This is a genomic window from Frankia sp. RB5 (assembly GCF_059816245.1).
Window position 1 is genome coordinate 97710 of record NZ_JCBATA010000001.1, and the last position, 14340, is coordinate 112049.

The 14340-nt window shown below is 74.5% G+C and carries 7 protein-coding genes; 1 reads left to right on the forward strand and 6 read right to left on the reverse strand.

The window, feature by feature from the left end:
• Positions 1 to 160: 160 nt before the first annotated feature.
• The 5 genes from AC6EXY_RS00390 to AC6EXY_RS00410 all read right to left on the reverse strand — a co-directional run bounded on the left by AC6EXY_RS00390 (position 161) and on the right by AC6EXY_RS00410 (position 11071).
• Positions 161 to 1603, reverse strand: a complete 1443-nt coding sequence (locus AC6EXY_RS00390) for an anti-sigma factor family protein (RefSeq protein WP_499817433.1) — start codon at positions 1601 to 1603, stop codon at positions 161 to 163.
• 305 nt (positions 1604 to 1908) lie between these two features.
• Positions 1909 to 3834 carry a protein kinase family protein gene (locus tag AC6EXY_RS00395; protein ID WP_499817432.1) on the reverse strand — a complete coding sequence of 642 codons (1926 nt, stop codon included), beginning with the start codon at positions 3832 to 3834 and terminating at the stop codon, positions 1909 to 1911.
• 447 nt (positions 3835 to 4281) lie between these two features.
• Entirely contained in the window at positions 4282 to 7770 is a 3489-nt protein-coding gene (murJ, locus tag AC6EXY_RS00400) for a murein biosynthesis integral membrane protein MurJ (RefSeq protein WP_499842273.1), read from the reverse strand.
• Complete coding sequence (locus AC6EXY_RS00405) at positions 7767 to 10604, reverse strand: DUF6049 family protein (RefSeq protein ID WP_499816766.1); 2838 nt, start codon at positions 10602 to 10604, stop codon at positions 7767 to 7769. Before AC6EXY_RS00405 ends, murJ begins: the two co-directional genes overlap by 4 nt.
• Positions 10601 to 11071, reverse strand: a complete 471-nt coding sequence (locus tag AC6EXY_RS00410) for an NUDIX hydrolase (RefSeq protein WP_101835354.1) — start codon at positions 11069 to 11071, stop codon at positions 10601 to 10603. Before AC6EXY_RS00410 ends, AC6EXY_RS00405 begins: the two co-directional genes overlap by 4 nt.
• A 176-nt stretch (positions 11072 to 11247) precedes the next feature.
• Between AC6EXY_RS00410 and AC6EXY_RS00415 the strand changes: the two genes are divergently transcribed.
• Entirely contained in the window at positions 11248 to 12708 is a 1461-nt protein-coding gene (locus AC6EXY_RS00415; RefSeq protein WP_101835356.1) for a CCA tRNA nucleotidyltransferase, read from the forward strand.
• Positions 12709 to 12767: 59 nt separating this feature from the next.
• On the opposite strand, the gene AC6EXY_RS00420 is transcribed toward AC6EXY_RS00415, so the two are convergent.
• The gene (locus tag AC6EXY_RS00420) at positions 12768 to 14243 is read right to left on the reverse strand and encodes an MFS transporter (protein WP_101835358.1); all 1476 of its coding nucleotides are present in this window, start codon (positions 14241 to 14243) and stop codon (positions 12768 to 12770) included.
• Positions 14244 to 14340: the final 97 nt, after the last annotated feature.

Sequence of the window (14340 nt, forward strand, 5' to 3'; positions counted from 1 at the left end):
CCGCCGTGGCCGATTTGGCCGTGGTCGCTCCCGCGAGATCCCGTGCTGGCTCTGTCGGCGAAGACCGTGTCTGGGAGCGACAACGGACTACGGTGCCGTCTGATTCCATCCTGTGCGCTCAGGTGCCACGCAACCGCGGGCAGCCGTGACCGTCGCCACGCTATCCGCGCAGAGCGCTCACGCTGTAGATCGGCGCCGCGTACGCGCTGGTCATCCCACACTGCGGATCGACGACGAGCAGCCTGGCGGTGGACGGCTGCATCGGAATGGACAGCACGATCAGGAGGGCCGGCCGCCCGTCGTAGCGGACCCGGTCGATGGCGAGGATCGCACCGCCCGTCTGGGCCAGCAGGCTCTGGTAGCAGGTGCGCAGCTCCGGGGTGTCGAGCAGCATGCGCAGCCGTATCGCGACGGCCGCCAGGGCCGCGGAGCGAAGCGAGGCCGCGCTCGCCACGGCCGCCCCGGGCGCCTGCGCGGACCCGCCCGGCGCTGCGCCGGTGCCGGCCTGTCCGGCGGCCGCCGAGGGAGCAGCGGGGTCGGCGGAGGAACGCGGCACCGTGGCCGCCACGGCCGACGCGTAGGACAGCTCCAGCGGCAGCGCCAGGGAGCCCGCGATCCCACCGGTCAGTAGCCGGCGGCTGTGCGGGATGAGGTCGGGGGCGGCGATGCTGTCGCGGGAGTCCGCCAGCATCGTCGTCTCCTCGGGGGAGACCGGCTCGGCCGCGGCGGCGACCGCCGCGTCGACGGGAACGTGGCCCGGGACCGCGTTCGACGCCGTGGCCGCGCCGCCGCCCCGCATGCTGTAAAAGGTGAGCACGGCCGCGCCGAAGGTGACGAAGGCGATGCACACCGCCGCGATCGACACCCAGTCCGCTCGGGACGCCGTCTGTTGGGGTCCGCCGGGACGCCTGGTCCGCCTCGGACCGCCCGGTCGTGCCGGTACTCGCCCGGAGCCCGGCCGCGAGGAGCACTGCGCGTGGCGGCGCCCGGCGCCCGGCCTGAATGGTCTCTCTTCGCTGGGGAAAGGGCCGTTCCCGGCACCTGGCGTGCCGTCTGGGCCGCCCTCGATGCCGGAGCGGGTGCCGTCGTCGTCCCCCTCTTCCGCCGGCGCGGCGTGGCCGCCAGCCCATGGCGAGGTGGACGCGGACCGCGACGTAGGCGCCGGCAGCCGCGCCGAGGTGGCGTCCGGAGAAAGGGACGCCTGCCGCCGGGCACCGTCCTGTGCCGCGATGCCGTCCTGTGTCTCCGCATCCCCATCCGGCGAGGAGGCGCCCCCACCCTTGCAGGCTGCGGGATGCGAGGGCATCCGGGTGGCGAGCGCCGCCTGGATCCGCTCGGCGACGTCGCCGGGCATCGTCATGGCCGCCAGCCGGGACAGGTCGGCGCGGACGCGGCGCAACGCGGCGACCGAGTCGCGGCAGGCCGGGCAGCCCTCGATGTGCTCGCGGGTCGACCGGGTGACCTGCTCGCCACCGGCGACGGCATCGAGCAGCTCCACGGTGGGATGCCGGTCGTGACCGCGGCCGCGTCGCCCGAGCGACGGCCCGGAACGTGGACCGGTCGGCCCGGTGACCTCACCCCTGCCCTTCGGCTCGGTTACCACAGCTGATCACCTCCTCCGGCAGCCGAGAACGCCTCTGCGGTCATCCACAGAGCGCCCGCGATCGACGGGTGGGCGCGGGCGCCGGTCGGGCGCCGCGTGAGAGCCCTCCGCGTCGTGGTGTCCCTCTTCTGAGACGGTGGGCGGGCCGCAGTGGTTCCCGTGCCAACGTCAGGACCGTCGTCCGGGCGCCCGGGACTGGCCCTTCGATCAGCCGACGGAATCATGACGAACAGTGCCAAAGGGATACCTGGCCGCTCCCGCGCCGACGTCGGGCGGCGGACGGTCACGAGGCGAGGGCCTGTCCGTCAGGACTTGAAGGTGATCTCCGCGACGGTTCCGCGGAACGACCCGCCGTCCTGCGGCAGCGAGGTCAGCCACAGCACCCAGTACTGGGCAGGGGCCAGGTCGGAGGGCATGGCTACGGGCACTGGCCCGTTCACGCCGCTCTTCTGCACCACGATCCGGTAGCCGTCGATCGTGTCAGAGCGGGTGGTGGAGCCGCGCAGCTCAAAGGACGTCTTGCCGCTGCCAGGCAGCTGGACGGTCACCGAGGAGGGACTGATCGGGTGCCCGAAGTCGAGCAGTAGGCCGACGCCTGGCTTGAGCCGGCCCAGATCCGCCGACGCGTATGTCTGGGTCTTCCAGACCGTGGACGGCTTGCCGTCGGTGGCGTTCGCGGCCTCATCGTCGTTCTCCGAGCCATCGCCGCCGGTCGCCGGGGGATCGAAGGCGGTGACGGACGCCGGCGTCAGCGTCGCACCCATGCTGTTCACCTGATTGGTGGCCGACGAGCTGGGAGAGGCACCGCCGCCATTCTTCTTGCCGTCACCCTTCAGCGTGATGAGCGCGACCACGGCGACCACGACGACGACCACGACGAGGGCGATCCAGGGCAGCATCCGGCTGAGCGACGGGCCCGACGAGGCATGACCACGGCCAGGACCGGACGGGCGGCGGTCCGCCGGCGGGTAGCTGCCGCGGCCGTCGTCGTAGCTGCCGCGGGTGTCGTAGCCGCCGCGTCCGTAGCCGGGTCCGCCGCCGCGCGGGCCGCTCGACCGGTCGACCCGGGTGTCGTCGTAGCGGGAGTCGGGGCCCGGGTAGCCGGCGGTGTCCGCGTAGCGGCCCTGCTGCGGGTAGTCCGGGGCGCCGAGGTAGTCGGCGGAGTCGAAGCCGTCGACGGACGTCTCCTCGGCGCCGGCGGAGCTGTCGCCGAGGCTCATCAGGCCGGTGTCGAGCACGGCGTCGACCGGGCTGATCGACTCCAGCTCCTCGACGAGCTCCGCCGCCGTGGTGATGGGCGCGCCGGCGCGGTCATCGCCGAGAGCCGCCATGGTGATCGCGTCGAGGTCGCGGGGGACGCTGGAGCTGACCTGGCGCGGGGTGCGCAGACGGCCGCCCGAGCGCGGGGCTGTGGGCAGGCCGCGGTCCCCGCCGAGCGGCCAGTGGCCGGTGAGCCCCGCGTACAACAGCCCGCCGAGGGCCCGCAGATCAGCCGCAGCCTCGTCGCCCGCACCGCCCGCCGCGCCGGTGACCCGGGTGGCCTCGGGGTCGCCGCCCGCGCCGCCATCGAACTCGTGCGCGGCGGAGCCCGCGCGCTCGAGCTCGGCGAGCACGCCGCCGATCTCCAGGTCGATGACCTTGACCGTGCCGTGGCTGGAGACGATCACGTCGCCGGGGTTGAGGTCGCCGTGGTGGATGCCGCGCTCGTGGGCGGCGGCGATGACCCGGGCGGCGGCGAGCACCACGGCGCCGGCCTGCTCCGGGCGCAGCGCGCCCTGCGCGGTGAGCTGGCGCAGGGTCTTGCCGTCGACCCACTCGGAGACGACGTAGGAGATCCGGCGGGAGCCGGTGGTCGTCGTCGTGGCGTCGTAGGTGGACGCGGCGCCGGGATGCACCAGGCGGCCCGAGTTGATGGCGGCGGCGAGCAGCCGACGGGCGGCCTGCTCGTGATCCGAACCGGCGCCGCCGGGCTCCGGGCCGCCCGCGGCGAGCTGGTCGTGCTCGACGATGCGGACCGCGACCGGCCGGGCGAGCACGTTGTCGTCGCCGCGCCACAGCGTCACCGGGCCACGAGCGGTGAGCGTGGACAGCAGCCGGTAGCGGCGGTCGAGCACGGTTTCGGCGAGCACCGCGGTGCCGGCTGGCGTGGCGGAGCCCCGGGCGCCGGGAACGTCGAGCGTCACACCATTATCGACGTCCTCGGCCTGCGGTCGGTTGCTTCCGTCGACCACAGCGCCTCCGTCGTCCACGGGCCCGACGTGGAGGATCCGGCGTCGGGCTTTCCCACCTCACCCGGGCAGGGTTCCGCCCAGCGTGCCGCTGCCATGGGCGGATACCCCGCATTCCGTCGCCGCCCGAAACCGGCCGCGACGGTGAACGACGCCGACCAGCGGGAACGCTGCGCCTGGTTCACCGGCGACGTTGGGCGGGGCCCGCGCACAGCGTGTCCAGTGTACGAGCAGCGCCGGAGGATCTCGCGAATGTCTTGGGACAACCCGCCTTTGTGTACCGGCTGTGACCATCTTCGTGAGTTCGTGCCGGGCGGGCTCGGCGTGGTGGTGCGGGCGTGGTGGTGCGGGCGCTGCGCCACAGGCGTGCTGAGCTCAGGTCCACGGTGAGGTCCTCGCGCCAGCCGGAACGAGCCTGGCGACCACCGGCTGTGGATCATCAGGTGCTGATCATCGGCGTCGGCCGTCGCGTCCGGTGCCGTCGTCGGGCCTCGGCCGGCGTGGCTGGTCGGGCCGCGGGCGTGGCCGCGCCTGGGGGGAACCGTCGCCGCGCTCGGGGCGCTCGCCGCGACGGGGACGTTCGACCCGTTCGGTCCCGGTCCCCCGCTCGCCCTGCCGTGGGCGCGCACGCCCGCCGCCGCGGCCTGCCTGGCGCGCGCCGGTCGCACGATCCGCGCGGCCCCGGACCGCGGGGCGCTCACCCGTCGGACGCGCACCCGCGCCGGCGCCGCCGCGCGCGCCGGCGCCGGCCGGGCGGGGCGATCCCGCCTTGTTCCCGCGGCCGCGTCCCCGGCCGAACCGGCTGCTGACGGCCGTCATCAGGGCACTGACCTCGTGGATGTTCATCCGAACGGCCACCGTGAGGAACAGCGCGCCGCCCAGCGCGGAGGCGAGGACGACCGCGATCCCCGATGTGAACCAGCCGGTGCCGGCCACCGCACGGATTCCGCGGGCGGTCAGGGAGGCCACCACGGCGCCGAATCCGGCGGCGATCGCGACCTGGGTGATGACCCGGGCCGTGCGGTTGCCGTCGACGCCGCCGAGCCGGCGGCGCAGCAGGATCGTCGCGGCCACGAAGCCGATCAGGTACGCGGCGGCGAAGGCCAGCGCGAGGGCGGGCGCCCGGTGCTTCTCGGGCACCAGCGCCGTCAGCACCAGCGCACCGAGCACGTTCACCGCGACGACACCCATGTTCACCAACGCCGGCGTGCGGCTGTCCTGGTAGGCGTAGAACGCCCGCAGCTGCACCTGGAACAGGGAGAACGGCACCAGGGCGAGCGCGAAGGCGCTGAGTGTGTCGCCGATGTCGAGCGCGTCGTGATAGTTGACCGCGCCGTGGTGGAACACCGCTACCGCGATCGGCCGGCCCAGCGCGAGGATGAACAGCGCCGCCGGGACGATCGCCGTGACGGCCACCCGGGTCGCCGTGGAGATGTCCGCCCGCACCAGGTCCGCGCGCCCCTGGGCGGCATGTCCGCTCATCCGCGGCAGCAGGGCCGTGATCACCGAAACGCCGATGATCGCGTAGGGGAGCTGGAAGATCTGGTAGCCGTAGGTGTAGATCGTGTAGGCGGTGGACGCCGTCGACAGGTTGACGATCACCAGGTAGCCGGCCTGGCTGACGATCACGAACAGCAGCGTCCAGCCGGCCAGCCGGGCCGCCGAGCGCAGCTCTGGATGACGCAGGTCGAGGCGCGGCCGATAGCGGAACCCGACCCGGCGCAGGGCGGGCAGCAGCGCCACCGTCATCGCGACCACGCCCAGTGTCGTCCCGCCCGCGAGCACCGTGATCTGGGTGTCGGTGATCGACTTCTGGCCCTCCACGCCGGGTGGACGGGGGCCGGACACGACGTAGATGAAGGCGACGCAGGTCGCGATGACCAGCAGGTTGTTCAGGATCGGCGCGAACATCGGGGCGGCGAACGACTGTCTGACGTTGAGGATCGCGCCGACCGTCGCGCCCACCCCGTAGAAGACGATCTGCGGCAGGAACCAGCGCAGCATGTCGGTCGCCAGCCGCTGCTCGGCGGGCCCGGCGTCCAGGTAGGCGTTGGTGATCCACGGCGCCGCCACCATGCCGATCGCCGTCGCCACCCCGAGCCCGAGGATCATCAGGGTGAGCAGGGACGAGGCGAACCTGTCACCGCCGTCCGGGTCCTCCTTCGCCGCGCGCACCATCACCGGCACGACGACGCTGGTCAGGATTCCGCCGAGCAGCAGGTCGTAGAGGATGTTCGGGGTGGTGTTGGCGACGTTGTAGGCGTCACCGACGGCGCCGGTGCCGATCGCGGCGGCGATGGCGACCGTGCGCAGGAAGCCGGACGCGCGGGAGGCGATCGTGCCGATCGCCATGATGCCGCTGGCCTGGCCGAGACTCGGGCCGGCCTTCCCCTTCGCCTTCCCGCGCTGGGTGGTCGCGGCCGTCGGCGGCGCGGCGGTGGGCTTGCCGATCGCCGTGGTCGCGGGTGCGTCAACGGGCCGCGCTGCCCCGCGCCGCGGGTCGCGGTCGCGCCGGCCAGGGCTCTCCTGGCGGCGGGGACTCGGGGTGCGCGCCCGCTCGCCGCGCCCCTGCCTGGCCTCGCGCCGCTGCCGTGCCCCGTAGCCCTCCCGGTCCTCCCCGTCGCTCCGGCTGGCGCCGCCGTCTCGGACGCCGCGGCCCTCCCGGGCGTCCGGGACGTCGCGGACGTACGGGTCGAGTGGATCGACCGGGTCGACGGCCGGAGGATCGGGCCAGCCGGTGGACTGCGCGGCGCGTGGGGCGACGGCGTCATCCTCCCGTCGGCGCGGATCGTCGTGCGGGGGAGCGTCCTGGGCGATGTCCGCCGGGATGCGCCGGACGTTGCTGCGGGGCAGCGCGACCGTCGGCCGGGACTCGCCGAGCGACGGCCGGCGCCGGTCGGCGGGCAGGCGGCGAGTCTGGTCGCCCCGCTCCGTGCGCGCCCGCCGCTCCTCGCGGTAGCCGTGATCCGGACCATCGGCGCCGGCGCCGTCGGCGGGGGTAGGCGGTGGTGCGGGATCCCGCAGCCAGCTCGGGCCGGTCTGCGAGCCCATCGCACGCGGCGGCTCGGGCGGCGTGGGTAGCCGGGTGGTGCGTCCGTCGGAGGCGGGCGCCGCGGGTGCCCCGCCGTGGCTGGCGAAGCCGCCCTCGCGCTCGGACGGCGGCGGGACGCTGGGTGGAGGCGGCGGGGTACGCGGAGCGGCCGGCAGCTTCTGTGTCGCCCCGGCGGCGTCGCTGTGCGGCGGCGGGGGATACGACAGGTCGCTCCGCGCCCCCGGTGGGGGATATTGCGAGTCGCTGTGCGGGCTGGGCCACGGCTCGCCGCCGGTCGGGGGTGATGCGTAGGGGTCGGGTCGGCCCCGCCCGGACAGGCGCGCGGCCGGGTAGGCGGGGAGCCGGACACCCTCCGGTGACGCGGCGTCCGGCGATCGGTGCCGTGAGTGTCGCCCGCCCGGCTCCGAGTGACCGTCGTCAGGCTGGCGGCCGCCCGGATACCGGTCGTCGGCGAGCCTGTCCGGCTGATATCGGTCCCCCGGATACCGATCGTCCGGATACCGGCCGTCCCGCAGGTGGTCGTCGTATCCCGGGTGAAGGCGTTCGGCGGGGTGCTGACCGTCGGGGTACCAGTCGGCGGTGCCGTGGGGCTCGCCGCCGCCCGGGCCGGACCACTCCTGGTCCGGATACGCCCGGCCGGCATCCGGCCAGCTTCCGTCGGCGGGGGCGTCGCGGTGGGTGGGTGGGTGGTCGGGCTGCGCCGGCCAGCGTGCCGCGCGCCGGTCGTCGACGTCCCGCTCGCCGGCGGCGTACTCCCAGGACTCGGCGGGCGGGTCCGCCTGGCGGGGACCGCGGGGATCGGCGCCGTAGCCGCCCCGCGGGCCGGTGGCGCGATGGCGGGAGCGGCCGGATCCCGCGCGACGGTCGCCGCCGTCGCCGGGGGTCACGGACCGCTCCGCCGGCGGCGGGTCAGCGGTCCGGCCGGATCGTCGCGGCCTGCCGGGCCGGGACCGTCAGGCTCGGGGCCGTCTTCCGCGTGCGCCGAGCGGCCGCCACGGAAGGTCGGGCTGCCATGCTCCTGCTCCCACCCGCCGACCGGCTCCCGACCGGCGGCTGGCGCGGCCCGCCGACCGGACTGACCCCAGGAACCCGGGTTGGCGAGCGGATCCGGGCCGACGGGCGAGTCCGGGCCGACTCGGCGACCGGCGCCACTCTGGTGGATCGGGTCCGCGTCGCCGGGGGATCCGGACCGCTGGCCGGCGCCGCCGGACCAGCGGGCGCTGGCGGACGGGCCGAGCCCGACGCCGGCGGGCGCCGGGGAGCGCCAGCGCGACGGCGACTCCGCGCCGGTGTGGTCCGCGCCGGTGTGGACCACACCGTCGGGGGCCGGCATCGCCTCGGCGCCGGACCCGCCCGGCTGGGCCGCGTCCGCCGCTGCGTCGTCCTCGGGGCCCATGCCGGTGGCGGCGTCCGGCCCGGCGGTGGAGCCGTTGTCCGGCTGGCGCCGCGTGCCCGCCCGTAGGCGCCGGGCGAGGCGCAGCACGACGGCCAGCCCCAGCAGGCTGACCGCGACGATGGTGATGCCCGTGGCAATGGCGCCGTAGACCGTGGAGCGGACGAGGACGAGTTTCGGCGGATCGGTGGACAGGGGCTGGCCATCGAGGTTCAGCCGGCGGATCTCCAGCGGGAATGTGCCCGGCTTCTCGGCATCCACCTCGATCTCTATCTGCGCCTTCTGTCCGGGCTGGAGCATGCGGGTCTCCCGGGCCGCGGACCTCAGCCGCGAGCGGTTGGTCGAGGAGAAGTCGAGCACGACCGTCACCGTGTACTGGGTGTCGTTCTCGAGGGTGATCGGCACCCGCCCGTGTCGGCTGGTCAGCTTGACGCTGCGGGACGCGACGACCCGGATGCCGTTGCGGATCCCGGACACGTCTCCGTCCACCTGATGGCTGAGTGACACACCATCGACCATGCGGTCTCCCCGCCACCAGACGGACGTCGCTGTGACGAGGGCGTTGGTCATCGGCTTGACCTTCTGCTGCCGGCAGTCGTCGTTGGAGGGCCCCGGCGGGCAGAGCACGGGCCCGAGTGCCTGGGCCTCCTCCTGGACGTTCGCTACCGCGTCGAGGTAGGAGGCGGGCAGCTCGCGGGCGCGCGCGTCGGCCGGGTAGACGAGGCCGCCGCGCGGCGCGCTGGCCTGGCCGGCGGCGGTGAGGTCGGCGAGCGGGACCGACACCGAGTAGTCGCTGTCGACCGCGGCCAGGACCCGCTGCGCCCAGTCGCCCGACGGTGCCCAGTTCCGCGGCAGTGCGAGGACCTGCGGGCGTGCCTGGCCCCGCTCCGCGGTGATCATGCCGAGCTCCGCCTGGAAGCGGGCCAGCAGCGCGCCGGCGCCCGGGCTGCCCGCGCCGCCGGTGGGGGCTGTCGCCAGGTCGGCGAGGCGGTGGTCGGTGGCGAGGGCGCGGATCGGGCCGGCGGACGTCGCGAGGTCCACGGCGGCCGACGGTGTGTAGGGGATGCCGTTGGACGCGGGGAGCAGGCGGTCGTCGAGCAGCACGGTCCCGACCTTCAGTTGGCGCAGCACGTCCACGGTGGTGGTGTCGGCCAGTCCGTCGGCGGGATAGGAGACGGTGCCTGACAGCCTTTGGGCGCGGTTCAGCAGCTCGGCCAGCACGACCTCGCCAGTGTTGACGGCGTACTTCACCGTGTCCAGTTTCTGCGCGTGGACGAGCGCGGTCACGTCCGCGTCACCGTACGGCAGTGGGATGATCGTGCCGCCCGCGCCGGCGAAGTCCACCAGACCGGACAGGAAGGCGACCGCGTTCGGGTCCGCGGGTGCCGGCACCTTCCCACCGGGGCTCGCGTACTCGTAGGGCTTCCTCATCACCCAGAGCGCCTGCACCAGCGTCGGATCGACGGCGAGGGTGAGGGTGGTCGACGACGGCCTGGCGGCGGCGAGCAGCAGGCCGAGGCGGCCGTCCGGCTTCACCTCGTCGGCCAGCGTGTTGTCGGTGAGAAGGCCGTCCGAGCGCAGGCGGGGCTGGTCGGCGAGCGGCAGCACGACGGCCACCGGGGTGCGCCGGGCCTGACCGGAGGAGCGCACGACGAAGGTGTAGGCCGCGCCGATCGGCGCGGCGGCGCGGCCCGCCACGGAACCGCTGACCCGGACCCGCAGCGGGTACACGCCGACACCCGCGGCGGCAGGGCCGCCGAGATCACCGGTGAGCTCGAAGGGGAGCGGCGCGGCGCCGAAGCTGGGCGCGGTGGTCAGCGGCTGGGCGCGCACGCCGCCGGTGAGCGAGAGTGGGCGGTAGGTCAGCGCCCGCGCGGCGGCCGTGTTGGTCGCGAAGGTCGCGAGCCGTTCGCGAGAGGTGATGGGAGCGTCGCCGACCTCCAGGCTGAGCTGCAGACCGGTCAACGGCCCGGCCACCGTGGCGGACAGCGTCCCCCGCACCGAGATGGTGGACGAGCCGGCGGTCGGCGGGTTCACCTCGGCGAGCGTGACCGTGACGGGGTTGCCGGAACCGGTGGATGAACCAGCCGTTCCGGTCGAAGTAGATGGTGAATTGCCCGATTCGTCTGTGGATGAACTTGTGGATGACCGTGGTGATCCTGTGGATGAATCGTGCCGCGCCACCGGCTCTACGACCCGTCCGACGGGCGCCGCGGTGGCCGCCGGACCGCCGGCCACCGTCGCCATCAGCCCGACCAGCATGGTCAGGGCGATCACGGCGCGCCGGCCCGCCCGCGCCGCGCGCGGGGGCCGCGGGGCCGCCGTCATGCGGTCGCGGCCAGCACGATCGGCACCTCGTCGAGCAACCGCCGCTCGTCGACATAGGCGAGGCGGTCCGCAACCTCCGCCAGCGGCACCCAGGCCACGGCGTCCACCTCGATGTCGTCGTCCGAAAGGGTGCCGGCGCGACGCAGGAGCAGGAAATGGTGCACCGTCTTGTGGATGCGTGCCCCCCCGGCGACGAACCAGAAGTCGATGGTGCCCAGCCGGCCGAGTATCCGCCCGGTCAGCCCGGTCTCCTCCGTGACCTCGCGCACGGCGGCCTGCGCCGCGGTCTCCCCCTCCTCGACGTGGCCCTTCGGCAGCGACCACAGCAGCCGGCCGTGCCGGTCCCGGCGGCCGATCAGCGCGGCCGAGGCGTCCGCGGAGCGATGGTCGAGGATGAGGCCGCCCGCCGACGTCTCCTCGACCCTGCGCAGCCGCGCGCGGCCGCTGGGAGGGGTCGGCGAAGGCATGGGTTGATCGTACGAGCACGGCGCCCGCGGCCCGGGCCGAGTGCCCGGAACCTCCCGGTTGCGGTGCTTCCGGCGGTGGATAACCGGGCTGCCGGAGAGCACATGCCCTGCCTGTCCACAGGAGGTGTTCGTGGCCCGGATCACCGCGCCGAACCCCGTAACCTGAAGGTGTGTCAGTGATCAGTCTGGACAACCCGCGCGACTCGGCCGAACGGGTGGTGAGTGAACTGCTCAGGGTGCCGCCGGCCGCCGACGATCTCGGCCGTGTCTTCGCCGAGCACGGCCATCGGCTGCATCTCGTCGGGGGCTCGGTGCGCGACTCCCTGCTCGGCCGGGCCGCGCCCGGTCCCGCCGCGGACCTCGACTTCGCCACGGATGCCCGGCCCGAGCGCGTCCTGGAGATCACCAGGGGATGGGCGGAGGCCACCTGGGAGGCCGGCATCGCGTTCGGCACCGTGGGGCTCGCACGCCGCGGCCTGCGGTTCGAGATCACCACCTACCGCAGTGAGGCGTATGACCGGCGTTCCCGCAACCCTGCGGTCACCTACGGCGAGAGTCTCGAGGCGGACCTGTCCCGCCGCGACTTCACCGTGAACGCGATGGCGGTGTCGGTCCCCGGCCACGACTTCGTCGACCTGTTCGGCGGCATGGCCGACCTCGCGCGGGGCGTGCTGCGCACGCCGGCCTCCCCCGAGGCGTCCTTCGACGACGATCCGCTGCGGATCCTGCGTGCCGCCCGGTTCGAGGCGACCCTCGGCCTGGTCCCGGTGCCGGAGCTGGTCGCGGCGATGCGTTCGCGCGCCGACCGGCTCGCCATCGTCTCCCCCGAGCGCGTCCGGGACGAGCTGCGCAAACTCATGCTCGCGCCCGAGCCGGCGGCCGGCCTGGAGCGGCTCGTCGAGATCGGTGTCGCCGAGATCGTCCTGCCCGAGGTGGCGGCGATGCGGATGGAGATCGACGAGCACCACCAGCACAAGGACGTGTACGCGCACACGATGACCGTGCTGCGCCAGGCGATCGCGCTCGAGGAGCCGGGCGCGCCGGACGAGGTGCTGCGCTGGGCCGCGCTGCTACACGACATCGGCAAGCCGCGCACCCGCCGGCACATCCCCGGCGGCCGGGTGTCCTTCCACCACCACGAGGTCGTCGGCCGGGACATGACGCGGCGCCGGCTGGCCGCGCTGCACTTCCCCAAGGACGTCACCGACGCCATCTGCCAGCTGGTCTTCCTGCACCTGCGCTTCCACGGCTACGGCAGCGGCGAGTGGACCGACGCCGCCGTGCGCCGCTACGTGCACGACGCCGGTCCGCAGCTGTCCCGGCTGCACAAGCTTGTCCGCTCCGACTGCACGACCCGCAACAAGCGCAAGGCCGCCATGCTGGCCCGGACCTACGACTCGCTTGAGGAACGGATCGCCGACCTCGCCGCCAGCGAGGAGATCGCGTCGATCCGGCCGGAGCTGTCCGGGGACGACATCATGGCGCTGCTCGGCCTGAGCCCGTCCCGACTGGTGGGTCAGGCCCGCGCGCACATGCTCGAGTTCCGGTTCGAGTGCGGGCTCGTCGGGCGCGAGGCCGCCGAGGCGGAGCTGATGCGCTGGGCCCGGGAACACGAGGTGCCGATTCCGGGCGAGTGAGACGCGGCCGGCGGCCGGGCCCGCTCAGATCCGGGCCGGCTCAGGCCAGCGGGGGCTGCTCAGGCCAGCGGGCCCGGCCGTCCGGTCGGGCCTGCCGGGATGGCGGGCCCGACCGGACCGGCTGCCGGCCCGATGGGCGCGGGCGCCGGCCCGGCGGGGTCAGCCGGAGTGGGACTCGCACCGACGCCAGCCGGGTCGTTGACGCGGCCGGGGCCGTCGGTGGTGGGTCGGATCGCCGGGGCCATCCGGTCCTCGGGATGGCGCCGCGCGGCACGGTAGTAGAGGAGCCCCGCGAGCGCGTAGCCCGCGCCGGCGACCACGACCACCGTGGCCGAGCGGCCGTCGTCCGGCAGGATCACCGCGGCGACCGCGGCGGCGGCCACGAAGGCGACGTTGAACAGCAGGTCGTAGAGCGAGAAGGCGCGGCCGCGGTAGGCGTCGTCGGTCTGCTCCTGGACGATCGTGTCCACGCAGATCTTGCTGGCCTGGGCGGAGAACCCGATCAGTGCCCCGGCGACGACCAGCAGGATGGCGGAGAACGGCAGCCCGAACACGACCTCGACGACGCCGCCGAAGACCAGCACCAGCGCCAGCCAGGTCGGCTTCGACATCCGCCGCGTGGCCCGCGGGGTCACCACCGCGGCGCTGATGGTGCCGATGCCGCTGGCCGCCACCACCGCCGCGAGACCCGACAGACCGCCGGTGCGTCCGGTGAAGTGGTTGCGGTACAGCAGCACGGTCATCACGAGGACCAGCCCGTAGGCGGCGCGCGAGGTCGTCAGCGCGGTGAGGGCGCGCCGCGCCGGCCCATGGCCGGCGAGGTAGCGGGCGCCGTCCACCATGTCCGCGACGACCTGCGAGGTCTGCTGCCAGACACCCTGCCAGGGCACCGTGACGAGCGGGCCGAAGTCCGCCCGGCCCGAACGGGCGGCGGTCGCGGCCGCGAGCCCGTAGGCGAGGGCGGCCAGGCCCGCGACCAGCGCGACCGCCGAGTCGTCGCCGCCGGCGAGGCCCCGCACTCCGCTGCCGAGACCGGCGCCGAGCAGCGTCGCGACCGTGCCGGAGGTCACCGACAGCGCGTTCGCGGACACCAGCCGATCGACGTCCACGACCATCGGCAGCCCGGCGGACAGCGCCGACAGGACGAAGCGGTTCACGCTCACGGAGGCGAGGGACACCGCGTAGAAGTCGACGCCGGTCCGGCCGGCGGCGATGAGCACGACGAGGATCGCCATCAGCGCCATCCGAACCAGTGAGCAGATCATCAGGATGCGTTGGCGGGACGCCCGGTCGAGCACGATGCCGGCGAACGGGCCGATCACGCTGAAGGGCAGCACGACGACGGCGAGGGAGGCGGCCAACGCCCCCGCGGACGTGGCGCGTTCCGGGGAGAACAGCACGTAGCTGACCAGGCTCGCCTGGAAGACGCCGTCGGCGGCCTGGGAGGTGAGCCGCGCCGCGTACAGCCGCCGGAACCCGCGGCCGCCCAGCAGCTCACGGAGGTTCGCCGAGCCTGGATTCGCCGACCGTGCCACGCCTGTCAGCCTAGGGCTCGACGATCGGATCCCGGGCACCGGCCGGATGAACGTCACGGGGAAGAACACGCCGATGCCCGCCGGGTTCGACCGCCCC